Raw genomic sequence first — 26,788 nt, 5'->3', positions numbered from 1 at the left:
TAACTAATGCTCCATTATCAAGTAAAGTTTTTACATTATCATTAGTTATCTCTCCAGCATATCCTAAACCTTCTCTTATACTTCTATCAATTAGTTCTTTTTCATAATATGCATCTCCAATAACTGTTGGTGTTTTATCTGGATCATATCCCTATCTGTTTGAAAAGGTAATCAGAACCATAGTACTTACTTAAATCTATAAATTCAAGATTAGTTTCATATTTATATGGAACTCTTTCTCCTGGCTTAGGAGTAGCTGGTCTAAATACTCCGTTTTCCCCTGTTGGTATTTCTATGTATATAACTGGATTTATTGTACCTGCTACAGCTATTGAAGAAATAGTTCCTCCAGTTGAACTAGAGATAGTAACTCCATTTATAGTTACTTCTCCTTTTTGAATTTCAACTTTATGAACAGTTTTTACTCCATCAACTTCAGTAATTTGATTTGGGTCGCTAATTGTTACGCCAAGATTTCCTGTACTTGCATCTACTTGTTGTCCTCCAATGTTTACTGTAACACTTTTATTTCCTCCAACGTCTCCAGAACCACCATTAATCAAAGTACCTTTTTCTTGAGTAAAGCTACCTCCTGCTAATATATTGGCATTTCCATTTGCAATATAGTAATGCTTTGTTCCTGAAAAGTTTATATCTACATTTTTATTAAAAGTATCTTGATCATAAGTTATCCAAGCTGAAGAACCAAATACTGTATTTAATATTTCTTGTATTTCTGTATTACCTGAATTATATACTCCTTTTAATGCAGCCAATGTTCCTGCATCTATTTGTGAATAATATCCAGTTAGTGCATTATTTGCCATTTCTCTCATAACTTCTAATAAACTTTTATCTTCATATGTTGTTCCACTTTGGTATATAGGAGATCCTACTACCCATCCATGATTTCTCCAGTATAAAGAGACTTTTATAGAGTCTAGAATTTCTTCCAGAGATTTAGTTGTTGCTGCACTTTCATTTCTAATATTTCCTGTTATTTTCATATTACTTGAAGTTTGTATTGTTCCAGCGCTATTAACTACATCAGATGTTTCTTTTGATTTACCTGAAATCGCTAAATCTCCTCTTGATGAGATAAATCCTCTATCTTCTGACTTTATATTAACATTATTAGCTTGGAAAACAGGAATTTTCATTGTCATTGAAAATTTATGGTCATATGTACTATCTCCCCATCCAGTTACCCAATTATCTTTTATTTCTAGTGTATAATAACTTGTTCCAGCATCTTGATATATTGTCTTATTTTCAACTTTATCTGCTTTAATTGTTAATTTTCCACCAGATTGTATTTTAGAAGCTTCATTTAGTAATGTTTCAGCAGTTATTGCCATATCTCCTTTTGATTCTATTACAGAATGATTTTTGTTTAGAACATTTTTATCTGCTTCTAAAGTTATTTTTCCATTAGCCCAAATTGTACTTCCACCTTTATCAGTACCTATATTACTAATATTTTGGGCTTTTAATTTGATATCTCCATTACTTACAAGCATTCCTGTATTTGTAATATCCTTCCCTGCAGAGAAATCTAAAGGTCCATAATTTTGAAATTTTCCAGAGTTATTAATATTTCCACCAGTTACTAGTGTCATTAACTTTTGTGAACTTAATTTTCCTGTTTCTCCTATAATGATATCTTTCTGGTTATTTCCAAGGTCAACTTTAAGAGTACCATTACTGATAATATTTCCTTTATTTTCAAAATTAGTATTTAATGTTGGAGCTTTTCCATCTATTGAAATATCTCCTCCAAGTATATTTGCACCTTGCGAGTTATTAAATCCTTTAGTAATTTTCAAATCCAGTTTTTTTGCTTGAATAATTCCATTATTCTTATTATCTACTTTTCCTGCGCTAACTATTAAATTTCCGCTATCATTTCTATCTTTAGATGTTCCAGCTGCTAAGAAACCAGTGTTTTCTAAATTTCCTGCTACTTCTACCCTTCCATTACCAGTAGTTACAATTTTTCCTTCATTTGTCATATTCTGACTACCTTTTAATGTTAAATCTCCAGTAGATTCTATAGAGGCATTAGCAGTATTTGAAATATTTCCACTTGCTGTAATATCTGATCCAGCATTTAAAATATTTCCTTTATTAGTGAAATCTTTTGCTGATACAGTTAAATTTTTTGTATTTTGCAGTTTAGTATTATTTGTTAAATTTCCTGTAGTTGTTATATTTAAATCTCCAGTTACTTCAAGACTTTCATTTAAAATATCTCCATTTCCTGCATTAATAGTTGTATCTCCACCAAATATTGCAGTTCCACTATTTTCAACACCATTAGATGTAATATTTACTTTTGAACCAGCTTGAAGGTTTCCAGTATTAACAAGTTTTTCATTACCAGCGTTAACATCTAAAGTTCCACCAGTAATCATTTTATTTGCATTATTAAAACCTTCAGTTAAGATGTTGGTATCTTTTGCAACATTTAAGTCTCCTGTGTTGCTAAAAGAAGAATTACTGTTACCTTTATCTACTTTTAAATTTTCTCCTATAGTAGTAGTTCCAGTATTTGAAAGCCCTCCTCCTTTAATGTCCAAGCTTTTAACAATATTAGCTGTTCCATTAATCTCTACATTTTGATCTGTACCAGTTAGAGTTATTTTAGCATCTCCACCAACTTCTAATTCTTTTTTAAATTTAGCATTTCCTGTTTCTAAGCCTATATTTTTTCCAACTTTTAAAGAATCAATTTCAAAGTTATTAATAATCTTACCAGTGAGATTTTCTCCAACTGTTATAGTTCCATTGCTTGTAACATTTCCTTTAGCGCTTAAATTCAAGTCATTATCTATATTTATGATACCATTATTATTGATATCCTTCCCAGCATCAATGTCTGCTTTATTAGCAATTATGATTCCAGCGTTGTCAATATCTCCACTCTCAGATTTTAATTTTAAACTTTCACTTGCGCCTATGATACCTTGGTTGTCTATTTTATCTTTAACATTTATAGTGAGATCTTTAGACTCAACTATTCCAAATCTAAGACTTGATAACTCAGCCTTTTTAACAGAGACATCCCATTTTTGCTTTCTTAGTGTTTCAATTTGTTTGCTAAGATCAGCAATTTTTTTAGCATCAGTTTCTTTTTGCAATTGTGCTTCTAATGCCTTTATTTTCACATCAAAGTCTTCAAATTTACTTACACCATATTCTTTTAATTTACTTTCATACTCTGAAAGTGCTTCTGTATATTCTTTTAGTGCATCTTCTCCACCAACAGATGAGAAGCTCTTACCTTCAATAGTAGCTTTATCACCACCATAAATTCTTCTGGTATTTTCTATATCTCCACCAGCTTTCATAGTTAGTTCTTTACTAGCTTCAATAATACCATTATTAGTAATTCCAGCTGCTGAATTAATATTTAACTTATTTTCAGCTTTTATTATTCCAGAGTTATCTAAATTATCATTAGTTTTTCCAGTAGTTCTTGTTCCAGTAGTAGTTATATCAATATCTTTTCCTGCTACTGTACCAAATGAAACCATTTTTAAGTCTTCAGTTAATTTTTCTAAATCTGCTTTTACAGCCACTAAATGAGCTTTTTTAGCTTCTAAAATTTCTCTTTCTTTTGGATCTGTAACTCTTTTTAATCTATCTTCTATATCTAATATATCATATTTTCAGCATCAGTAACGCTTTCATTAGTTAATTTATAGAATTCAGTTAAATATTGTTCTAATAGAGAAGCTCCACTTGGATCATATCCAGCATTTAAGAACTTATTAACTTGAATTAATACTTTTCCATAGCAGAAACCATACCATAGTTAACAAAATCCTTTTCAGATTTTATAGTTACATTGTTTCCAATGATTTCACCTTGGTTGCTTATATCTCCTTTGCATTAATAGAAGTATTACCTTTTGAGCAATGATATATCCAAGGTTATTTAAAGTTTGAGCTGTGATCTCAATATTATTAGAGTCCCCAAGTCCTCCTGTTAAAATAGATCCTTTATTGCTAATTGAAGCAGCGCTTATCTTTATGTTACCTGCTCCATATGGATAGACTCTGTCTGCAGCAACTATTGTTGCTCCTTTGTCATTAACTAAATTAAAGTTTTCACCTTTTATTTCAATATTATATCCAGAAACTACTCCTGTATTACTAAAGCTTCCATTTTTATATTAATTGTTAGTCCATTGTATAGGTCTACAGCTTCTCCTTTAGTATGAGTATTCTGTCTAATTTCACCTTCATTAGTTATTTCTTCAGTATTTATTACAACTTTTGCTCCAGACATAGAACCAGTTATATTTTTTTCTTGCAATTTATCATTAATCATTTTACTATTAGTTATTTTTTTAGCATTAATTTCTAAATCACCAGAAGATGCAATTATATTACTATTCTCTAAATTATTTGCTTTAATTTTAATTTTATTTTGTCTATATTCTCTTAAATTTCTAATAATTGTCTCATTTTTAATATTGTTTCCTTCTATATCTATATTTTGCGCGTAAATTCCATCACTTTCCCATCTATATTCATTTTCATTAAGAGTTCTATTTGTTTCTGGATCTACAACTTTAACATTACCATTAACATCTTTTAAAACAAGTAATGGAGGCTTACTAGGATTTCTTCCAGCCATAACAGGTCTCATGAGTTTCAATATTAATATCCCCAGAAATCTTCATTGTTAACCCAGCATTAGAAACAATGGCAGCAGTAGTTTTTCCGTTTCCATTTATTCTTAGATTTTTAGCAGTAAATTTTATTCCTTCTTCGCCAGTAGCAGATACAGCACTTTCAATAACTATATTTCCATCTACTGTAATATTGACACCATTATTAGCTAAAATACTATAGTTATATTTTTTACTTTGTCTAATTCATAAGCTCCATTAATAGTAGAGAAATCTCCTTTACCTTGCATCTTAATAGATTTACCAGCATTTAAACCTCCAATAGCAATATCACCATTACTTTGGATTTCGATATCTCCACTACTTCTTATCAAACCTTCATGTCTAACTCCAAGTCCTTCTGTAGTACTTATCATTTTAATATTTCTACCATACATGGCACCTAAATTATTGGCATAAATACCATACTTAGTGTCAGTTTTGTCATTACCTAAAATTTTTTCAACATTTGGAGTTTTTCTGTCTTTTAAGTTAACTTTATTTTGTCCAGCAATTAAAGTAATATCAGCATCTTGTTCGCCTTCAAAAGCTGCTATTTGTCCTTTTAATTCAATTGTTTTTGCAATTACATTAAAATAGTCTCCAGCAGTTCCAGCGCCCACTTCACCAATAGTTACCTTTCCTTTAGTAACATTAAGATTTAAATCATTTCCAGAAACAGAAGGTTTTCCAGTAGTTAAAGTAACACCACTAGTATTAATGAATCCACCACCATTTACAGAAATTCCATTTTCATTAGCAAGAATGAAGTCAGCTTTTTGACCAGCAATTTCAACAGTACCATCAATATTTGAAATTTTGTTACCAGTGACTTCAGTCAAGATAGCTTTGGCAGCAGTTCCAGGTTTACCTTCTTGACTAAGGTTAGGGTTATGAGTAACAATACCTCCAGTTTTAGATACAACAGGAGCACCAGTAGCATTGTTATTAAAGATAGCGCTATTTTCACTACCAACACTAAAGTCAACAAATTTATTATGAGATAACCCATTAGAATCAGGTTTAACAATATTAATTAGATCATTTCCATTAGCACTAGTGGACATGGAAGGACCACCAGTATCAGGTTTTATATTATTAGCAGAACGTTTTCTAGCTCTTAAATCTCTGGCAAAAACTTCTTCTCCAACAAAATCAATTCCACCAGTGATCAAAAAAGCAACTATTAAACTTAAGGTAATTCTCTTTTTATTTTTAAGAGAATGTTTTAAAATCTTTTCATTAATCTTTAAATAGTTCATAAAATATCTTCCTCCCTAAAAATTATAGCTTATATCAAATTTATACTATTTGTTTTTTTATAAAAATGATTGAAATACAAAATAATTACAAAAAGTAAAATTTTTTCTTTAAATACTAAATATGTTTATTACATAATAAATAAAAATACTTGATAAAATGTCTTATTTAGGAAAAATTAAATAATATAATATTAAGAAAAGTTACCAAAATTAGCTAAGATTTTTATATAGATTGAAATAATATAAAACTAATAATTTTTATACTAGAGATAACTAATTTATCAATATTTTAAAGTCTTTTAAGAAGTATTTTGAATTAAAATAGAAACTATAATTATAAAAAGGGTACTATCTGATTGATAGTACCATAATATATAAAAAATATTTTATATAATTTTTTAAATTTTATATGAACTTATTAAGTTATTCTAAACTTGTAACATAATTTTCACATTCAATTCCCTTTTTATTATACCATTTTACTGGAGATATTTCTTTTCCATCTTTATAATTTACTTCACTCCATATTATTCCATTTTCATGATATATTTTTTTTAAGCCATTTAGTTCATCATTTTTATATACTGCTTCAATTTGTAATTTCCCATTTTCGTAATAACTTTGTGCTAATCCCTCTTGTTTACCATCTTTATATGACATTTCAATTTGCAATTGTCCATTTTCATAATATGATCTATATTTTCCATTTAGTTTACCATTTTTAGCCATTGCTTTAATTTGTAATTGTCCATTTTCATAATATGATTTTTCAATTCCTTCTTCTTTCCCATTTTTATATTGTAGTTCAAACTGTAATTGCCCATTTTTATACTTAGTTGTAAGTATTCCTGTATATGGTTTATCTTCATCTAATATATAAACAATTCCATTTCTTATTTCTGAGTTAGAAGACTCTTCAATTCTTTTTTTTATACAGCTTGTTAATATTAATAATAATGTAATTAAGAATATTATAATTTTTTTTTCATAATTTATTCCTCCAAGTATTTATTAAATTTTAGAAATTTGTTATTTTCATTTTACTGCATAATTAAATAAAAGCTTTTAAATTAAATATACTATATTATGTTATAAAAGTTTTTTGATAGAGAAAATTAGTATAATTTTCTCTATATTAATTTTTAAAAGGTTAGTTTTCATTTTATCACCTCTCTTTTAAAGACTTAATTTAACCTAAATATTAAAAAAAAAAAAATTTTTAATATTTATCTTAAGTAACTTAAATATATTCTCATATTTTTTTGATTTTATCATTATTTTTATAATATTAAAAATTTCTTTAAATATAATAGCAGAAATAAAAATATGATTCTAGCCAATATAGGACTAAATATATTAAACACTTTAAAATGTCCTATAACATATAAAATACAAAAAAGCTAAGATATAAAAATAGACATGTTAGCTTAAGTTCTCAATGTTAAAAATTCAATACTATATAATGGAGGATAATTCAAAATAAATTAAGAAAAAATAGTTTACTTATGAAATAGAATAGTTATAAAACAATAGGAGAATTTATATTAATAAAACTTAGAAAAAGATTATAGATAATAAATAAAATTTTATTTGAAAGCTTTAAAAATATAATAAAAATATAGAAAATATAATTGATAATTTTGATTACAAGCTACCATATAAAGTAGTAGCTTGTAATTTTAAATTATTTTTTTTCTTTCATTGATTCAAGTATACTATCAACAAAAATATCCATCTCTTCAATTGTATTTTCATTCATAGAAGAAGTTAAAGTAACTCTTTCATTTAATACTGTCATTTCTCTCATATCTTCTAGGAATTCCTGCATTAACTTACCTGATTCACAAGCCCAAGAACCATTTTCTAATATACCAAATGTTCTTTTCTGTAAATTTAATGCTTTCATATCCATTAGATAATTATGCATCAATGGATAAATTCCTAAATTATATGTCACAGAAGCTAATACCACATGGCTGTATTTAAATGTTTCAGATATTAATTGAGATACATGAGTTTTAGAAACATCATACATTACCACATTAGTCATTCCTTTTTCCACTAATTTAGATGCCAATACAGATACAGCATTTTCTGTATTTCCATACATTGAAGCATATACAATCATTACCCCTTTTTCTTCAGGCTCATATCTGCTCCACTTATCATATTTATCTAAGAAATAACCTAAGTCATTACGCCAAACTGGACCATGTAAAGACTATAATTTTTATGTCTATTCCTCCAGCCTTCTTCAAAAGTGATTGTACATGAGGACCATATTTTCCAACTATATTTGTATAATAACGTCTTGCATCATCAAGCCATTCTCTATCAAATTTCACTTCATCATTAAATAATTTTCCATCTAGAGATCCAAAAGATCCAAAAGCATCTGCACTGAATAAAACTCCATTAGTAAGATCAAAGCTTACCATAGCTTCTGGCCAGTGAACCATTGGTGCTGCAACAAACAGAATTTCATGTTTTCCAAAAGATATCTTATCTCCCTCTTTTACTTCCTGAGTTTTTGAGCTATCTATATGGAATCCAAATTGATTCATAAGATAAAAAGCTTTTCATTACTGATAACTTTAACCTTAGGATAACGAAGCATTACTTCTTCAATCATAGCAGCATGGTCAGGTTCCATATGATTGATAACCATATAGTCTAAAGGTCTTCCATCTAAAACTGCTTGTATATTTTCTATAAATTGACGCCCTATTGACCAGTCTACAGTATCAAATAAAACAGTTTTTTATCTAATAAAAGGTATGAATTATATGAAACTCCTCTAGGAATGGGATGTATATTTTCAAATAAATGAAGATGATGATCATCTCCTCCTACCCAATATAAATCTTCAGTTACTTTTCTAACATTATGCATGAATTACTCCTCCTTTATGCTTAAAACAGCTTAAATTTTTACTCATATCTTAAACTTCAATAAACATATCCTTACTTTCTCCACATATTGGACAGATCCACTCTTCAGGAAGAGCTTCAAAAGTGTTCCTGGTTTAATATCATTCTCTTCATCTCCTACAGCTGGATCATACTCATATCCACATCCATTACAAACGTGACGTTTCCAAGTAGGAATTTCTTTTTAGGAACTGCTCTCTTCATTTTTTTCATTGGAGGAGCTTCTTTTTTTTAGGTTCTCCATTATCTAATGCAGCAGTAAGTAAAGGAAGTATCTCTTCTACGTTTCCTATTATTTCCATAGTCAGCATTTTTAAATATTGGTGCATTTGGATTATTATTAATTGCAACTATTGTTGTAGCATCTTTTATTCCTTTCAGATGCTGTCCTGCTCCTGAAATTCCACAAGCTATATACAAGTTCCCATTAAATTTTTGTCCTGACATTCCTACATAACGATTCAATGGAAGATATCTTAGAGTTTCAGCCACTGGTCTAGATGATCCTATAGCAGCTCCAGCTTGTATAGCTAAATTTTTAATAAGCTCCATATTTTCTTTTGGTCCTATTCCTTTTCCTGCACTTACTACACGATCAGCTTTTGAAATAGGAGTATCTAAATCTATTCCTACTGTAAAATCATATCCATCAGCCTTTAATGCTTCTACCAAAGCTTCTACTCTTTCTTTTGCACTTCCTTCTTTTAATATCATATTTTTACGAATACCTGTTGGATGACCTTTTGAAGATGGCTTTTAGATCCACCATCACTTTTAGGCATTTTCCCTATTAGATGAGAGAAGCAATAACTACTCTCTGAATTTCATTTGTTCCTTCATATATAGTACAGATTTTGGCATCACGATAAGCACGTTCTACTTCCATACCTTTAAGATATCCAGTTCCTCCAAATATTTGAAGAGCTTCATTTACTATTTCTAAACATACATCTGAAGCATACTGTTTTGCCATAGCAGATTCCATAGCATAATCTTCATGATTTTCTTTTAATTCAGCAGCACTATATACTAAGAATCTTGCTGCTCTTAATTTTGTTGCCATATCAGCTAATTTAAAAGAAATCACCTGTTGGAAAGCGATAGGTTTTCCAAACTGTTCTCTTTCTTTTGCATAAGCAAGAGCATTTTCAAAAGCGCCCTGAGCAATTCCCAAAGCCTGAGAAGCTATTCCTATTCTTCCTCCATCTAGAGTAGACATGGCAATTTTAAATCCTTCTCCCTCTTTCCCTAAAAGGTTTTCTTTTGGTACTTTTACATTATTAAATATCAATTCAGCAGTTGAAGATGAACGGATACCCATTTTGTCATAGTGATCTCCAAATGTAAATCCTTCCCATCCTTTTTCAACTATGAAAGCACTTATTCCTCTTGTTCCTATATCAGGAGTTGTAACTGCAAAAACTATATATGTTTCAGCTTTATCAGCATTTGTTATGAATATTTTCCCACCATTAAGAATGTAGTAATCTCCCTCTAATACTGCTGTTGTTTCAGTTCCACCAGCATCACTTCCTGCATTTGGTTCTGTAAGTCCAAAAGCTCCTAATTTTTCTCCTTTTGCCAATGGTACTAAATATTTTTGTTTTTGTTCTTCAGTTCCATAAGCAAAAATAGGATACGAACCTAAAGAAACATGAGCTGATAAAATTACTCCTGTTCCTCCATCTACTCTTGATAATTCCTCAACAGCAATTGCATAGCTAAGCATATCTAAACCTGCTCCACCATATTCTTTTGGAAATGGTGTTCCCAATACTCCCATTTCTCCTAATTTTTTTACAGCTTCTGTTGGAAATTCATTCTCCTTATCTAACATAAAAGCTATGGGTTTTACCTCTGTTTCAGCGAATTCTCTTATTTTCATACGCAAATTTTCATGATCTTCTGTTGTTTTAAAAAACATATACTGCCTCCTTCTGTTTTAATACCCTAAGTACTACAAGAATTCATCATATTTTTGTAATGAATACAAAATTGTTATAAATATTTTTTAATGATCATATAATATCACTGAGTATTTTGGATGTCAACTATTATTTTAAATTTTTTTTATTTTATAGCAAATAAATAATACAATTAGTTAAATATTAGGCTATAAATGATAGAATACTTACAAAATAATATATTTGTATTAATCAAAAATTATTTTTAAATAGAGTTTTTTAAACTATTTCTTTATATATCATAATATCTATTATCTATTTTTTTCTTCTACATTATTTTATGGATTTTTTTAATTTAAAAGCTCTTTTTTCTCATTTTATTAATTTAAAGAAAACTATATAAAATTAAATTTAATTATATAATTTTGTATATATGAATTAAAAATAACATAATATTAATAATTTTTTGTTCAATATATAAATTTTTATAACAATATTTAATTAAATCTAAATATTGATTATGAAGAAAAGACAAAGTTCTAATATTTATTTAAAAACTATGTCTCACCTAGCTTTTCTAAATAAGGATCAATTTTTTTTTTTTAAGTTGAGAAATATTTTATCATCAACTTCTGAAAGAAAATTTTCTTTTTTTAATTTGGAATAGATTAAATAAAACTGACTTTTGCTTATATTAAAATTTTCATAACTAATTTCTTTTTTATAAACATATCCATTATCATTAAGATGAAGCTTTAAAATAGCTAGGATATATCCTTTTGTATTATATAATTGTTGTAAAAATTTAATAATTGCTTTTTTTATCAATTGGGAAAATATTTTTTGAATATGAATATCATCCATAATTTTATCAAAAGAAAAAGCAAATTCTTCTAAAATTGTGTTATCTTCTAGAGCTTCTACTTCTATATCTATTTCAGGAACAAAAAAATTATTTTCAGGTAAAATATTAAAAAAATTACCAATGACTTCTCCTTTTCTTAAAGAATTTTCACTAGTTATTATTTTCCCATTTTCAAGAATATCTCTGGTAATAACTTTTCCTCTTTTTACTAAAAAAAACTTTCCATCTAAAAAATATCTTTCAGATTTATTTAAATTTATTGTACGCATCAAAACTCCCCCTCTAATGAATAATAATTTATTCTATATTTGATAATTTAAAAATAATATTTTTATTTTTTATTTTTTTCCTATTTAGAAACAATCAAATAAAAAAAATAAAATTTTTAGATAACATGGAAAATAGCTATGGAAAATAAAAATTTTAAAACATTAAAAATATTAAATATAATTTGTATTCATAATTTAGGGTAAATAAAGAATTATTTTTAATGAAGCTTCACATAAATTTTAATAGTTTTTAAAATATATGTTTGTTTCGTTTTTTTCTATATTTTATGCGTATATTTTTTTACATAAGTGATAATATATATTATTTTTTTTTTTTTTGCCAATTGTATACAAATTAAAAAGAATTTATAGAATTATAAATAATTAATATAGAAAGTAAAAGGAAGTAAATAATTTTATAAAAGTGTTTTTTATATGTTTAAGTTATGAAAATTTGAATTAAATTAAGAATTAAATTAACTATAATTTTATATTTTAAATAAATCTATTTTTATTTTATATTAATTCATATATATCTTAAAAACTAAAAAAATAGATTAATTTCCGAAATAGGAAAAAAATAAATAAAGAATCTGTATTCTTTTAATAAAGAATATATATTTAACCTATAGCTTAATATTAAGGAGGAATTCAATTGATTATGTGTGAAAAGAGGATAAAATATGTTTTATTAGCTGCATTATCATTACTAGGAACAGAAAATATAATATATGGGGCTGATGTAACTCCGAATAAAGATGAAATAAAGCTGAATTATGAATTAAAAGTTGGAATCACACCTTATGAAACTTATGGAGGAGATAGTCGATCTGAAAGTTTTAGTAATGGTCTTGACTTTGGAATGGAAGTATATAGACCATTTGAAAAATATTCAATAGGATTTGGAGGAGAGGTAAAAGGAAAATTAGAGAAAGATTATGTTAAAGAAGATGGAGAGAGGTTATATACGTATTACATTTTAGCTAAAAGAAAAATAGGAAAATCATACTCATTAGTAGCAAGACTTGGAAGAACTAGTCAAAAAGAATTTGATTCTAAATATTATGTAGCAGCAGGTCTTGAAAAAAGTTTTGGGAGATTTAATGTACAATTGCTTGCAGAATCAACAAAATTAAAAAACAATTATTATGATAAGGACTACAACATGATAGGTCTAAAATTTGGATATGTATTTGGAGATATATCTTCAACAACTCCAAAAATAGATATGCCTGTTATTGTTCCCCAAATAGAAAATATAGAGTTACCACCAGAACCAGTATTTAAGTTAACAATAGAAGGAGATGAATTAACAGGAGGATATGAAGCTTATAAGACACAAGTTCCTATTAAACAAATACAAAATATTCAAGATATGACAAATACATTAAATGAATATGATAAATCAGGAATATTAGAATTAAAAGCTTATTCGGATAATACAGGAAGTAAAGAACTTAATGTAAGATTGGCAAATGAAAGAATGGATAATTTAATACAAGAATTTAATAATAATGGATTAACTGAAAAAGTAAATATTATGAAAATTGATCCTAGAGAAACAGTGAAGAATGAATATAAAGTAGATAATGATACATTTGAAAATAGAAAATTGAATAGAAGAATAGAGGTGAGCTTCTACGAAGATGAAGACAATATGTAAAAATTTGAAAGATTTATGGAAAAATAAAATAATTATATTATTCTTATCTTTTATAGGAATAGGATTATCAACTTATGCAATAGAGATAATACCCCCTACTTTTGAATATCAACTAAGTGTTTTAGGAAATACTCAAGATGTAACATTTTTTAATAGAAAAGATAAACCAGAAAGAGTAAGAATATCTTTTAGACCATTTAGACAGGATTCAGATGAAAAATATTTGGGAAAATGGGGAACTATATATCCTAAAGTCATTACTGTTCCTCCTAAAGGGCAAAGAACTGTAAAATTTGCTATAGAACCTCCTGCAGGTTTAGCAAAAGGAGAATATAGAGCACTTTTATTTATGGAAGAATTAGAGCAAAAAGCATTAAATTCGGAAGGAAAAGTAGTATTAAAAGAGGGAGTTACTAGTAGCCAAGTAAATATGTTAATTAATTTAGGAGTTGTTGTGTATGGTTATTCAGGAGCTAAAGAAAATCTAAAAGTTTCAGGAACTGTTTCAAATGAAAAAGTCAAAAAAGATGAGATAGAGTTTACATTAAAAAATGATGGAGAAATAACAACAAAATATATCCTAGTATATGAGGGCAAAAGAAAAGATGGAAGCCCAAAAATAGAACAAAGAGAGATTTTAGTGGTAGAAGGATATGATGAAAAAATATCTCAAGATTTTCCAGAAGGTATGAGTGTTCAAAAAATATATTTAAAGGACTCAAAAGGAAATATTATAAAAAATTTCAAATAGGGGGATTCTACTTTATGATTAAAAATTAGAGTAAAAATTTCTAATATAAATAATTTAATTATAAAGTAATCTATATAAAAAAATATATTTCAAGGAGGAAATGAAAATGAAAAAAAAATTATTATTATTGTCAGCTTTTATGCTGGCATCTGCAACAGCATTTGCAATTAGAGAGGGGGTAGGACCAGCGATAACAGGAAGTACAGCAAATGGAAGTTGGGTAGACGTAAGAGTAACTGCTAATGTAGTTGATTCAATAGCAGTAAATGAGGCATCTCCAATTGATTTTGGGAACTTAGTAAGGGATACAAATAATGCAAATATATATGCTTCATTAGAGCGTATAGATGCAATAACACCTGGAGTAGTAACTTACAGATCAGCAAAAGATGCTACAGGAACATCTTTTAAAACATATTTAGATAGAGATAATCTTGATTTAGACTGGCATTCATTTAGTGGAAAAGAAGATACAGAAACAAGAACAGTAATTGGAAATGTCAAAGTAGAAGGAATAAAAGTAGCTACTGATGCAAATGGAGGAGATAATGTAAATATGGCTACAGGAATGGCTAGAAAAACTTTAACAGCACATTTTTATGCTTATGACAGTGCTTTAGCAGGAGCTTCAGCATCAACTGCTGATACAACCAATGGAAACTTAGGACAACATCAAAAACTAGGAAATTATGAAGGAACAGTAAGAGTATATGCTGAATATGCTGCTACTACTCCACAACCTTAAGATTATTAAAATAAAAAAATTTTTTAAACTCTAAATAGAGCATTTACTATAAAATAATAATATTAAACTTTAAGAAGGTAAAATTCTATAAAATTTTACCTTCTTAAAGATAAATTAAGGAAGAGAGGAATAAATTATGGGAAAAAAAATAAACAATAAGGTGATATTTTTTAACATAATTCCAATTTTATTTATTTTAATTTCAGTTTATAGTTTTTGTGCGTCTAGGGCAACAAACACGATAACAAAAGAAATACGTTTTGATTTATTTGTAACTGACAGCCTTTTAGTTGCGAAAGCTAAAGACTTAGATTTTGGAAATATATTAAAAGGTACCACAGATACTATATATGCTGAAACTGCAATAGAAATATCAAATGGAGAAAACAATGAAGTAAAGGTAAAATTAAGCTATGATTTACCAACAACAAAAGAAGTAGATAAAAATTATACATCAATTCAAATTAAATATAAAGAACCAGATACATCAGTGAATAAAAGTGAAATAAAAAATATAAATAAAGGTGAAAGAGCTGCAGTTGAAACCATAGATGTTTATTTAAAAAATTTTGAAGATAGTTACACAATCCATGGAAATAATAATGCAAATTTTATTCCAGTAAAGGGAGAAATAAGAGGAATAGGTGAAGCTAAAATAGGAGAGTATGAAGGTACAGTAAGAGTAAATATAGAAGTATTATCTAGTACTAGAAAACTGGAGGAAGTAAATGAATAAAAAGATTTTTATTTTTCTTTTGGGGATTATTTTAAACATTAGTATTTTTAGTAGTAGTGATTGGCAATTTACAAGTGGAATAAATGGAGATGGAGGATTAACAATTGTTTATAAAACTCTCCCTCCTTTAAAAGTAGAAGTAGATTCTCCAGAACCTATGCGAATAGCCTCGGGAAATCAAGCCTTCACTTATACAAATTCTAATTCTTCAGGAAAACCTCTTAGTGTTAAAATCGAAATTAAATTTAATAATGGAATTATAGACAATGATGCAATAAATAAAACTATAGTGACTACTATTTATAATAAAGTAAAACTTTCTTTTGAAAATAATGGAGAATTTTCTTTAATAAAAGATGGAAAACCTGAAGACAAAATAGCAGGAAAAATATATTTTTCTACTGCTGAAGGAGTAAAAATAAGTGAAGAATTAATGAAACCATTTAATCAAACTATTCAAAGTGGGACATTAAAAGTAGATACTGTATATATAAATGCTAATTTTAATGAAGATAATAAGATGATAACTCCTAAATTAGATAAATTAACTGAAGATAGCCCAGATTATAGTGGGACAGCAAGATTAAATGTTGAATTCTTAGGAATGTAATAACTTTATAAAAGGAGAATGTAATCATGAAAAAACTAAATGTAGTTAAAATTGGGATTTTTTTATTGATAAATATATTAAATTTTAAATTTTCCTATGCAGCAGCTCAAACTATAACTGTATCTTTAAGTCCTGATGGAGTAACAAGTTTTTATAAAATAGGAACAGGGACAGGAGGAAGACAGATAATTGACTTAGGGCACTTTGAAAATGGGATAAATGGAGAAATAGATATAGGAACTGTAGAAATTACAATTGAAATGGGAAAAAATGGGGAAACAGTAGATGGATCAGAAGATATACAGCTTGTTATGAATGGAATTGATAATACAAAAACATGGAGCTATAGTGATATTGTATCTTTTATAGGAGGAGGGAATCCTAATGGAACATTGAAAGTTAAAGGAGGCCAAATCAATGTGATAGAGGTACGTGGCAACACTACTGATACAAATGGAACATTTAAATTTTCTAATCCAAATTCTACTGGGCCTATTGATGTTTGGTATTTAAGATATAGTTTTAAATTAACAATAGAATTGGAGAATTTGGAAGAAGGAGCAATGTACGGATTTTCAGCAGAAAAACAAGATACTACTGGAAAAGCTTATATTAACCTTAAAGATATTGTTTTAGATCAATTAAGATCAGTTAGAAGATAAGGAGTATATTAGAGATGAATACAAAAAAAAATTTTAAAAAAAAATATTTTTTTTTCTTTCTTTTTTTCTTCTTTTTAAAGCTAACTTTATATTCAGAAACAGAAATAGGATTATATTCTTTTGAAATAAACAAAAAAATAAGAACTAGTGGAACAAAAGTACATATTATAAACGGAAACCTGTATATTGAACTTCAAAATATGTTGAATATTTTAGAAATAACAAATAATCAATGGATAAATGAACGATTTACACTAGATGTTGGAAATATATATGGGCAAGAAAAATATATAGATTTTGAAAAAAAATATATAAAAAAAGGAAACAATAAAATTTCTTTTATAGATGAAATTATAGAAAAAGAAGAAAAATATATGTAGATATAGATTTTTTACATAATCTTATAGGGATATCTGAAATTGATAAAGATGAAGATAGATTAACGATCAAAATAAAAACTTTATTTACAATTCCTGCTGAGTTAAATAATATTAGAAAATATAAGAAGGAAGAATTTTTAAAAGGAGATAATGGAAGTAAAAAAAATATCTATACTGAAAAAAAAATCTTGGCACCTGGAAACTTACGTTTAATTTATGATTATGGGAAGACTTATAAGCCAAGTAGAAATGAATATAAATATTTAGAAGCAGAATATTTAGGTCCAATGTTATATGGAGATTTAGAAATATATTATGGTATTTATCCAGATCTTAAAAATTATCAAACAAGATTGACATATAGAGATGTATATAAAAACCATGACTTAATTTTTGGTGATGTTGCTGTGAATATGCCAAGAAGTTTGAGAGGAACTGTAGGGGGGATAAGAGGAATTAGTTTCACAAAAGATTATAGAGTAATTACTGAATATGATGAAAATATGATAACTATTTCTGGATATGCTCCAATGGGAAAATTTGTAGAATTATATAAAAATGGGCAATTATTATCATATGAAGATGTTGTAAATGGACAATATAAGTTTGAAAATATTCCTTCATTATTTGGATCTGATTATTTTCAAATTATCATTTATAATCTTGATGGAAGTATAAAAAAAGAAACTTTAAATAGATATTCAGGTAATAGATTAGAGAGAAAAGGAGATTTTGGATATAACTTTCATGCAGGAGAATCAAGTTATGGAAGATATAATCAATTTATTGGAGAAATAGATTATGGATTAACTGATACAACTACTATAAAAACAGGATTTTACGATTTAGAATATGATGCACATTATACAAATAATAATCCTCAAAAAAACCAAAGTATAAAATTGGGAGTACTTCATACAAGTCAGTTTATGGAAAATCCTTATACTATAGAAATTGAAACAGTTAGAAATAATAAAGGAGAATCTGATTTTTATTATGACCTAAGTCATAATATTGGAGACTATATGTTTACTGCTGAAGGAGGAAAATATTCAAATACTACAGCAAAAAGAATTAATAAGAAACAAGAAGTGGCTTTGAGTGCAAGCAAATCTAAATTTATATTTAATGATTTAAGTGTTGGATTAAAATATTTTAGTGCAGATTATTTATATGGGACTAAAGATAGAGAAATAGGAGCTGTATTTAGAACAAGATTTAGATCATTCATTCCTGAATATGCTATATATAAAAATACTGAAAAAGATTCAATATCTCATGATTTTAGTGTAAGAAGTTATTATTTTAGAAACTATACATTATATGCAGGAGTTTATCATAGAAAAATTAGAGACTTTGATGACACAAGATATAGATTTGAAATAACAAGTAAAAGATATAGAGAAAATGGAATTAGATATAGAGCATATTATGAAAAAAGTGAAAGGTATGGAGATATATATGGATTATCATTTGATATAGATTATGATTATTGGTTTTCTGGTGGAGCTTCATTTATAAGATCAAATGGAAAAAGTACTATAAGTAATGGTTTTACAATAGACAAAGTAATTAATTTATCAGATGTAAAAAGTAAAACTACAAGTGTAGAAAATGGAAACATACATGGAAAGGTATATGTAGATAATAATTATAACGGGCAATATGATGAAGGAATTGACAAAGTACTTCCTAGGACACAAGTCATGGCATCAAGAGTAGCAGTGTCAAGTGATGAAAAAGGAGAATATAAAATTTCTAACTTATATCCTGGGAAGCATGATGTTAATATAGAGGCACAAAACCCTTTATATGTGGCTCAATATGATACATACAAAGCTAGAGTTAATCAAGCAGACACGTTAAAATTGGATATCCCTTTATATCCAAGGAAGCTTGTATCAGGAATGATAACTTTTAATGATGAAACATTGAGATATAAATACTTAAAAACATTATATTTAAATGTAATAGACATAAAAAACAATAAAAAAATAGAAGTATGCATTCCAGAAAATGATGGTTATTTTATAATAGAAAACTTAATATTAGGAAAATATAAATTAGTCCTAGAATCTGTTGATAATCAAGGAGTTGCTTTAGCTGAAAAAGAAATAGAAATAACAAAAGAAACTTCAGAAATGGAAATAGAATTAAAAATTGCAGAGAGAAAGAGTGAGAGTCAAGGAGAGAGGAAAGATGAGACTAAAATTGAAGAAAATTCTATACAAAACTCACAATTGGTTTATGATTTTATTATTCTTGCTAGGAATTAGTCAGATTATAATAGCAGAAACAACAAGACCAGGTCCTGCTATGAGAGATCCACTTAGAGATATTGAAAATACTCAAAGATTGCTTGAGATGAGAAGACAACAAGAGTATATTAATCAACAATTAATGTATCCAAACAAGAATGAAACTGAAAAAGAAGAATCAAAACTAGGATTTGAGGAAGGAAAAAAATATCTTTTTACTGATATAACAGTAATAGGATCAAAGCTTTTTAAAAATGAGATGGATAAAATAATAGCTGCGTATATAAATACTGAAATGAATGAACAAGATATATATGAGTTATTAGTAAAATTATCAAATGTTTTTTTAACGAAGGGGTATGTAACTACTTTAGTAACTCTCAAGTATGGCAATATAAATGAGGGGCAACTTATTTATGAAGTTAAAGAAGGAAAAGTTAGGAATATTAAAATGACAGGTAAAGAAGAAACAACATTAGATAAAATTAAACTTAAATTAGCTTTTCCAATGAAAAAAGGAGATCTTTTAACCACTCAAGATATGGATCAAGGATTAGAAAATATAAATGTTGGTGGATATAATAATATGACTGAGATTGCTCCTACAGAAGAATATGGATACTCAGATATTCTTATAGAGGAGAATTACACTTCTACTGGGTTTAGTGTAGGGATGGATGATAGTGGTTATAAAGATAAAGGAAGAAACAAAATAAATATAAATTTTTCACAAGATAATTTATTTGGAATAAATGACAGACTAACATTGAATTATATTGAAAGATTAACAGATGATAGAAAACTTGATAAGGAAGCAAACTATGATATAGGATATTCAGTACCAATTGGCTACTGGAGAATTTCATATAATTATAATATGGGTGATAATTATAATACCACTATAAGTGATTTGGGAAGTTATAAAAATAAAAGTAGAAGTAAAAAACATAAATTAAAAGTCAGCAAAATAATTTCAAGGGGGCAGTATTATAAAACAACAGTTCATGGAGGTATAACATATAGAGATAATTATAATACTATGAATGGAATTGTAATTGATGTTAGTACTAAAAAATATGCAAATACAGTAATTGGAATTGATCATAGTAATAGATTATTTGGGGGAACAGTTTTTGGAATAATCGAATATGAGAGAGGAGTTCCATGGTTTGGTGCTGAAGGAGATCCAAAAGTTTTAAAAGAAGGAGATTATAAAGTTGAATATGATAAGTTAAACTTTAATCTTGATTGGCAAAGAATGTTTTCTATAAAAGACCATCTTTTTCAATATAGAATGGGAATAGGAGGAAGCTATTCTGATGATAGATTATTATCAGCAAATCAGTTTACTATGGGAGATGAATATACTGTAAGAGGATTTAAAGAAAGTTCAGTAGTAGGGAATAAAGGTGTCTATATTAATAATACAATTACATATTTAGGAACTCAAAATGCAAATAGTTTTTTATCTGCTATAAAGCCATTTATAGGATTAGATGGAGGAATTTCAAGAGATAAAGACTTACCTAATTCTGATAAAATAGCTGGATTTGCTATTGGTTTTAGAATTGCTAGAGGAGCATTTAATCTTGGATTTACATATGGAATTCCATTAGTATGGGCAAAAGATATGCCAAGGGAACAAAATCCAATATACTTCAATATAAGCTATAATTTTTAGGGAGGAAGATATTTTATGAACTATTTAAAGATTAATGAAAAGATTTTAAAACATTCTCTTAAAAATAAAAAGAGAATTACCTTAAGTTTAATAGTTGCTTTTTTGATCACTGGTGGAATTGATTTTGTTGGAGAAGAAGTTTTTGCCAGAGATTTAAGAGCTAGAAAACGTTCTGCTAATAATATAAAACCTGATACTGGTGGTCCTTCCATGTCCACTAGTGCTAATGGAAATGATCTAATTAATATTGTTAAACCTGATTCTAATGGGTTATCTCATAATAAATTTGTTGACTTTAGTGTTGGTAGTGAAAATAGCGCTATCTTTAATAACAATGCTACTGGTGCTCCTGTTGTATCTAAAACTGGAGGTATTGTTACTCATAACCCTAACCTTAGTCAAGAAGGTAAACCTGGAACTGCTGCCAAAGCTATCTTGACTGAAGTCACTGGTAACAAAATTTCAAATATTGATGGTACTGTTGAAATTGCTGGTCAAAAAGCTGACTTCATTCTTGCTAATGAAAATGGAATTTCTGTAAATGGTGGTGGATTCATTAATACTAGTGGTGTTACTTTAACTACTGGAAAACCTTCTGTTTCTGGAAATGATTTAAATCTTAATGTTACTAAAGGAAAGGTAACTATTGGTGAAGTGGGCGCTGGAACTGCTGGAGACTATTTTAATGTAATTGCAAAAACAATTGAATTAAAAGGACAAATAGCAGCTTTTGAAGGCGAACAAGATGCTGATATTACTTTAATTGCTGGACAAAATAAAGTTAACTTAAAAGACAGAAAAACTCCAAATGTTGAAAAAATTTTAGGTAATGACAAAACTGACACTAAGTATGGTATTTATGCCAATAATTTAGGTGCCATGTATGGTAGAAATATTAAAATGATAAGTACTACAGAAGGACTTGGAGTTAGACATGAAGGTTTGATAAGAAGTAGTGGAGATATCGAAATCCAAAGTAATGGTGATATTGCTATTGGAGGTTTAAATGCTGGTAAATCTATTAAGATGCAAGGTAAAGGAGATTTCTCTACTATTAATGGAGCTTATGAATTAGACAAAGTAAAATATAACTATAGTATTTTAGCTAATAATGGTGTCAATATTACAGTAGATGGAAATATAGTTATTGAAAGTGCTGTATCTGCTACTGGCGAAGAAGGAATAAAATTTACTGCTAAAAATCTAAGAATAAATGGAAACGGAAAAACTACTGCTGCCATTGTTTCTAATGCTGGGTTAACAATGAAGATTTCTGGGGATATTAATATTGAAACTCTCATGAGACCTGTTATGGCTGGAAGAAATCCTAGTAAGCCTCCATTACTTGTTTTAAAAGATGTTAATGGTAATGTTAAAGTTGTAGATCCAGAAACAAATAGAACTCTTAATGAAAATGAATATAGATGGGAAAGTGATGGAATTTACGCGCAAAATATAGATATAGAAGGAAACAATATTAAAAATGAGACAATTATTAGAAATTTAAGAGAATATAGACAAAATAAAATTAAAATTAAAGCAAATAATTTAGAGAATAGTAATATAATTGCATCTTCTGGTGATTTAGAAATTAATGCTAAAAAAATAACTAATAGTAAAATGATTAATGATAAATTGCAAGAAAAAAATATAACTGGTTCTATGTCTGGAGCAAAAGTTGTAATAAATACTGAAGAAATAACTAATGAAGGTGAAATTAGACAGAATACTCATACTAAAGGAGAAGCTGTAGACCTATACAATGGACTAACAATTAATATAAAAAATGGAAGCTTTAGTAATACAGGAGTAGTTTCTGGATATAATATTGAAATAAAAGGTGAAAACTTTAATTTAGTTAATGACAAAGGAGCAACAATAGTTGCTGCAGACAGAGTCTATCCATATGGAGCAGGTAACATAAAGATAAGCGCTGCTTCAATTAGCAATAAAGGATCTATTTTAACAGGAGGACTTGGGGACTCTAATAATATTGAGATCACAGCTCAAACTTTAAATAACCTTGGATATATCATTGCTCAAAAAGGTAATACTTCTATTAATGCAAAAGGAGATATAAGCAACCAAGGTGAAATCATTGGAAACAATGTAACTATAAAATCTGAAAAGGATTTTGTTAACTATGGTATGGTTTCTGCTATGGAAAAAGTATTAATTCAAGTTAATAAGTTCTTAAATGCTGGATATGATCCAAGTGGAGCTTCTCTATTAGAACAATATTTAACTGAATTCTATAAATTAACTAATGAAAGCGTTACTGATGCTGAAAATATGATATTAGATATAGAAGATAGATTAAAAAGAGTTACAGATCCAAAAGAAAGAGAAATTTTAGAAGCTAAAAAAGCTCATTTAGTGGCTGTAAAAGCAGATTTAGAAAAATTAACTGAAGACTTAAAAATGGTTTCATTTGGTACAGTAGCAGGAAAAGATATTGATATAACTACTACTGGAACAAGAACTACTGGAAAAACTAATGATAATTTAGATAACTCTGGAATAATAAAAGCTGAAAATAAGTTAAATATTAATTCAGCAGCTGGAATTACTAATAATGGTATTATTGAAGCTAGTAAAGAACTAACTATGAAAGCTGGTGGAGATATAGAAAATACCAGAAGAATTTATGGTGGTGATAAAGCTACTATTGAAGGTAAGAGCTTCTCATCTGTTGGTGGAGAAGATGCACTAAAAGAATATACAGAAGCACTTTCAGAGTATGAAAGTAAATTAAAAGAATATGGTGTAAGTAAATTTGAAGACTTTGATGTGAAAATAAAGGCATTAGAAGCACAATTGCAAAAAGAAACTGATGCTAAAAAAATTGCTGATCTTAGCAAACAAATTGAAACACTAAGAAAGCAAAAATGGGATGTCTCTGTTAAAAAGGCTGAGTTATCAAGTCTTAGATTTGGAATAGTTGAGTCTAAAGATCTCACTATAAATGTTAAAGATAAAATAGACAACCAAGGTATCATAGGCGCAAGTGAAAGTTTAAAATTAAAATCTGAGAGTGGAGATATTGACAACGCTGGAATCATAATTGCTAATAAAGCAGACATTGATGCTGGGAAGGATATCAATAATAATGGTATCATAAATATAGATAATGACTTGAATTTAAGCGCTAAAGGAAATGTTACAAGCAATGGAACTATAACAGTTGGAGAAAATCTCACTGGTAAGATTATTAATAACTTTGAAATTGATTCTTTAAAAGTTGGAAAAAATATAGGCTTAGAAACAGGAAATGCTAAATTTAAAAAAGAATTAGAAGTTGGTGGAGATGCTAAAATAACTCTAACTGGTACAGATCAAAATGTAGAGATTAATGGAACAGCTAATATTGTTAAAAGCTTGGACATTAAAGGAGGAGGGCTTTCAAATACTGGAACTACTACTATAGGAGAAAATTTAAAAGTAGATAAAGGTAACAGTAATTCTTCTTTTAGCAACACAGGAGACTTAAATGTTGCAAAAGATACCAACATCTTAACTGAAGGTTTTAATAATGCAAATAAAATGATTACTGGTGGAACTTTAGATGTTAACGCTGGTAATGAAAAACTTGTTAATACTGGAAACCTTCAAGCTGGTTCAAAAGTAAATATTACATCTAATGGTGTTGAAAATAGTGGAACTGCAATATTTGGTGGAGATACAACTATTAATGCAGGAAATGGAGATATTTTAAATGAAAGTCTTGAAGTAACTGGAGATTTAAATATAACAACTACAGGAAATTTAACAAATAATACTAAACTGCAAAATACAAAAAATTTAACTGTATCAGCAAAAGATTTCACTAATAAAGGAAATATTTTAAATGCTGGATCAGATATTACAGCAAGTGGAAATATTTCAAATACTGCTAATGCCTCTATAGAATCTACTGGAGATTTAACATTAAAAGGTAGTCAGAATATGACAAATGAAGGAAAAATTGTAACTACTGGTAATGGAAGGGTAGAAGTAGCAGGAAATTTAGAAAACACTGGTTTCTTAGCAGCTGGAACATCTAAAGATAGAAATGATAGCGGAAATTTAATAGTTAGCGCAGGAAAAGTAGATAATAAGAATAATGGAATTATTCAAGCAGAAAAAAAACTGGATTTGAAAATTACTAAAGGATTTAATAACTCGCAAGGTGCAAATATACTTGGAGGAGATATTTCAATAGATGGAAAAGCTCCAACATTAAATACTAATTTTGAAAATAAAGGAAATATTATCAGTAATGGTACTCTTAAAGTTGACCTTGGAAATAACCAGAAAGATATCATTATAGGAGAAACAGGAAAATTAAGTTCACAAAAGTTAATGACACTAGTAACTGGTGGAAATATTAATAACTCTGGAAAATTTCAAAATTATGGACCTTTAGATTTCTCTGCAGGGAAGGATATTACAAATACAGGAATGCTTGTAAGTAATGGAGATATCAAATTAAAAGCCCAAAATATTAGTAATATAGGTACTGATAAAGGTGGAAGTACAATTTGGGCTAATGGAAAAATAACTTTAGAAGCAGATAAAAATGTTCTAAACAAAAATCATTCTGTAATAGAATCAAAAGGAGATATGGCAATAACTGCTGAAACATTACTAAATGAAGCTTCTAAAATACAATCTGGTGGAAAATTAACAATTAAAGCAGATAAAGTTGAAAATAAGACAATATATCAAGATGCTGGAACAAGTTATTATACACTAGAAATAAAAGATAATTGGGTAACTGGATGGGGAGATAGTACATATGACCATAAATTTTCAATGACAATGAAAATTCCTGTTTTCCAAGCTAATAATGTTAATATAAAGTCAGAAGATAGAGGATTTATCTCATCAAGAGGAGATTTAGCGATTTCAGGTAAATCAAAAGAAACATCTGATGTAGTTAATAGCGCTGGAACAATACAAACTTCAAGTAATATGAAAATAACAGGAAATATTAGAAATGAAAGTGCAGCAACAACTAAATCTCTGGAAGAAATTCTAGACTCTATAAAAGTCTCTTTATACTGGAGAAATCATGGATGGGTAGTAGGATCTCCTATATACCAAAGTGGAACAACATATGAAGATAAAAGTTTATTAGAAGTTATGAGAGAAATGGCAAATAATGCACTAACTGGATATTATTCACAAATAGATGCAGGAACATTGGCTGCATTAAAAGGAGTATATAATTCAGGTAATACAGAAATACAAGAAATATTAAATACAGTATTTGGTTCTTCAGCTTGGATAACTTATGATCAAGATACTTTTAATAAAAATGTAGATATAAACTTTTCAGAACAAAGCATTACTATATTGCAAATGGAAATGCCAATATATTAGCAGGAGGTAGCTTTACTCAAGAAAAAGGTA

Annotated in this window: 18 protein-coding genes and 2 pseudogenes; 11 read left to right on the top strand and 9 right to left on the bottom strand. The window is 28.0% G+C overall.

Translation table 11 applies throughout. The annotated features are described in order from the left end of the window. Positions 1–143: 143 nt before the first annotated feature. Together E0E45_RS14415 and E0E45_RS14410 are read right to left on the bottom strand one after the other, a co-directional pair. The gene (locus tag E0E45_RS14415) at positions 144–3,581 is read right to left on the bottom strand and encodes a hypothetical protein (RefSeq protein WP_130891804.1); all 3,438 of its coding nucleotides are present in this window, start codon (positions 3,579–3,581) and stop codon (positions 144–146) included. A gap of 562 nt (positions 3,582–4,143) precedes the next feature. Then, complete coding sequence (locus E0E45_RS14410) at positions 4,144–4,665, bottom strand: hypothetical protein (protein ID WP_130891803.1); 522 nt, start codon at positions 4,663–4,665, stop codon at positions 4,144–4,146. A 47-nt stretch (positions 4,666–4,712) separates the two neighbouring features. Between E0E45_RS14410 and E0E45_RS17740 the strand changes: the two genes are divergently transcribed. Further along, positions 4,713–4,862 carry a hypothetical protein gene (locus E0E45_RS17740; protein WP_172604204.1) on the top strand — a complete coding sequence of 50 codons (150 nt, stop codon included), beginning with the start codon at positions 4,713–4,715 and terminating at the stop codon, positions 4,860–4,862. Here E0E45_RS17740 and E0E45_RS14405 read toward each other — a convergent pair. The 7 genes and pseudogenes from E0E45_RS14405 to E0E45_RS14375 all read right to left on the bottom strand — a co-directional run bounded on the left by E0E45_RS14405 (position 4,849) and on the right by E0E45_RS14375 (position 11,908). Further along, entirely contained in the window at positions 4,849–5,853 is a 1,005-nt protein-coding gene (locus E0E45_RS14405; protein ID WP_172604203.1) for a filamentous hemagglutinin N-terminal domain-containing protein, read from the bottom strand. The two genes, E0E45_RS17740 and E0E45_RS14405, sit on opposite strands and share 14 nt — an antisense overlap. Before the next feature lie 510 nt (positions 5,854–6,363). Further along, positions 6,364–6,816, bottom strand: a complete 453-nt coding sequence (locus E0E45_RS17955) for a toxin-antitoxin system YwqK family antitoxin (protein ID WP_269472048.1) — start codon at positions 6,814–6,816, stop codon at positions 6,364–6,366. 808 nt (positions 6,817–7,624) lie between these two features. After that, a pseudogene (locus E0E45_RS14395) lies at positions 7,625–8,832 on the bottom strand (FprA family A-type flavoprotein). 49 nt (positions 8,833–8,881) lie between these two features. Next, a pseudogene (locus E0E45_RS14390) lies at positions 8,882–9,048 on the bottom strand (rubredoxin). A gap of 65 nt (positions 9,049–9,113) precedes the next feature. Continuing rightward, on the bottom strand, positions 9,114–9,584 hold the full coding sequence (locus E0E45_RS14385) for an electron transfer flavoprotein subunit alpha/FixB family protein (protein WP_130891800.1): 471 nt from the start codon (positions 9,582–9,584) through the stop codon (positions 9,114–9,116). 76 nt (positions 9,585–9,660) lie between these two features. Continuing rightward, positions 9,661–10,794 (bottom strand): acyl-CoA dehydrogenase, encoded by a 1,134-nt coding sequence (locus E0E45_RS14380; protein ID WP_130891799.1) that lies wholly within the window; start codon positions 10,792–10,794, stop codon positions 9,661–9,663. A 568-nt stretch (positions 10,795–11,362) separates the two neighbouring features. Continuing rightward, positions 11,363–11,908: a hypothetical protein gene (locus E0E45_RS14375; protein ID WP_130891798.1), complete on the bottom strand. Its 546-nt coding sequence runs from the start codon at positions 11,906–11,908 to the stop codon at positions 11,363–11,365. 655 nt (positions 11,909–12,563) lie between these two features. Between E0E45_RS14375 and E0E45_RS14370 the strand changes: the two genes are divergently transcribed. The 10 genes from E0E45_RS14370 (at position 12,564) to E0E45_RS14325 (ending at position 26,758) form a co-directional block, all read left to right on the top strand. Beyond that, complete coding sequence (locus E0E45_RS14370) at positions 12,564–13,571, top strand: hypothetical protein (RefSeq protein ID WP_130891797.1); 1,008 nt, start codon at positions 12,564–12,566, stop codon at positions 13,569–13,571. Next, positions 13,555–14,322 (top strand): hypothetical protein, encoded by a 768-nt coding sequence (locus E0E45_RS14365; RefSeq protein ID WP_130891796.1) that lies wholly within the window; start codon positions 13,555–13,557, stop codon positions 14,320–14,322. Before E0E45_RS14370 ends, E0E45_RS14365 begins: the two co-directional genes overlap by 17 nt. 106 nt (positions 14,323–14,428) lie before the next feature. Further along, positions 14,429–15,067, top strand: a complete 639-nt coding sequence (locus tag E0E45_RS14360) for a hypothetical protein (protein WP_130891795.1) — start codon at positions 14,429–14,431, stop codon at positions 15,065–15,067. A 136-nt stretch (positions 15,068–15,203) separates the two neighbouring features. Beyond that, positions 15,204–15,803, top strand: coding sequence for a hypothetical protein (locus E0E45_RS14355; protein ID WP_130891794.1), 600 nt, complete (start codon positions 15,204–15,206; stop codon positions 15,801–15,803). Beyond that, entirely contained in the window at positions 15,796–16,413 is a 618-nt protein-coding gene (locus E0E45_RS14350) for a hypothetical protein (protein ID WP_130891793.1), read from the top strand. The genes E0E45_RS14355 and E0E45_RS14350 overlap by 8 nt, the downstream gene beginning before the upstream one ends. 26 nt (positions 16,414–16,439) lie before the next feature. After that, positions 16,440–17,075: a hypothetical protein gene (locus tag E0E45_RS14345; protein WP_130891792.1), complete on the top strand. Its 636-nt coding sequence runs from the start codon at positions 16,440–16,442 to the stop codon at positions 17,073–17,075. A gap of 14 nt (positions 17,076–17,089) precedes the next feature. Continuing rightward, entirely contained in the window at positions 17,090–17,455 is a 366-nt protein-coding gene (locus E0E45_RS14340; RefSeq protein ID WP_130891791.1) for a hypothetical protein, read from the top strand. Positions 17,456–17,643: 188 nt separating this feature from the next. After that, positions 17,644–19,731, top strand: a complete 2,088-nt coding sequence (locus E0E45_RS14335; RefSeq protein WP_130891790.1) for a hypothetical protein — start codon at positions 17,644–17,646, stop codon at positions 19,729–19,731. Beyond that, on the top strand, positions 19,655–21,394 hold the full coding sequence (locus E0E45_RS14330; RefSeq protein WP_130891789.1) for a ShlB/FhaC/HecB family hemolysin secretion/activation protein: 1,740 nt from the start codon (positions 19,655–19,657) through the stop codon (positions 21,392–21,394). Before E0E45_RS14335 ends, E0E45_RS14330 begins: the two co-directional genes overlap by 77 nt. Positions 21,395–21,409: 15 nt before the next feature. Beyond that, complete coding sequence (locus E0E45_RS14325; RefSeq protein WP_130891788.1) at positions 21,410–26,758, top strand: filamentous hemagglutinin N-terminal domain-containing protein; 5,349 nt, start codon at positions 21,410–21,412, stop codon at positions 26,756–26,758. The last annotated feature ends 30 nt before the right edge of the window (positions 26,759–26,788 follow it).

The sequence above is a fragment of the Fusobacterium ulcerans ATCC 49185 genome, from assembly GCF_900683735.1.
GTDB classification, from domain to species: domain Bacteria; phylum Fusobacteriota; class Fusobacteriia; order Fusobacteriales; family Fusobacteriaceae; genus Fusobacterium_A; species Fusobacterium_A ulcerans_A.
The sequence above is the reverse complement of the archived record's forward strand: the minus strand, read 5'-3'. Positions and strand labels throughout refer to the sequence as shown.

Bases quoted from the DNA above. Each gene is read 5' to 3' on its own strand.
- E0E45_RS17740 (WP_172604204.1), top strand. From the start codon at position 4,713: ATGGCAGCAGTAGTTTTTCCGTTTCCATTTATTCTTAGATTTTTAGCA.
- E0E45_RS14385 (WP_130891800.1), bottom strand. From the start codon at position 9,584: ATGATATTAAAAGAAGGAAGTGCAAAAGAAAGAGTAGAAGCTTTGGTA.
- E0E45_RS14380 (WP_130891799.1), bottom strand. From the start codon at position 10,794: ATGTTTTTTAAAACAACAGAAGATCATGAAAATTTGCGTATGAAAATA.
- E0E45_RS14375 (WP_130891798.1), bottom strand. From the start codon at position 11,908: ATGCGTACAATAAATTTAAATAAATCTGAAAGATATTTTTTAGATGGA.
- E0E45_RS14365 (WP_130891796.1), top strand. From the start codon at position 13,555: ATGAAGACAATATGTAAAAATTTGAAAGATTTATGGAAAAATAAAATA.
- E0E45_RS14360 (WP_130891795.1), top strand. From the start codon at position 14,429: ATGAAAAAAAAATTATTATTATTGTCAGCTTTTATGCTGGCATCTGCA.
- E0E45_RS14355 (WP_130891794.1), top strand. From the start codon at position 15,204: ATGGGAAAAAAAATAAACAATAAGGTGATATTTTTTAACATAATTCCA.
- E0E45_RS14350 (WP_130891793.1), top strand. From the start codon at position 15,796: ATGAATAAAAAGATTTTTATTTTTCTTTTGGGGATTATTTTAAACATT.
- E0E45_RS14345 (WP_130891792.1), top strand. From the start codon at position 16,440: ATGAAAAAACTAAATGTAGTTAAAATTGGGATTTTTTTATTGATAAAT.
- E0E45_RS14340 (WP_130891791.1), top strand. From the start codon at position 17,090: ATGAATACAAAAAAAAATTTTAAAAAAAAATATTTTTTTTTCTTTCTT.
- E0E45_RS14330 (WP_130891789.1), top strand. From the start codon at position 19,655: ATGAGACTAAAATTGAAGAAAATTCTATACAAAACTCACAATTGGTTT.
- E0E45_RS14325 (WP_130891788.1), top strand. From the start codon at position 21,410: ATGAACTATTTAAAGATTAATGAAAAGATTTTAAAACATTCTCTTAAA.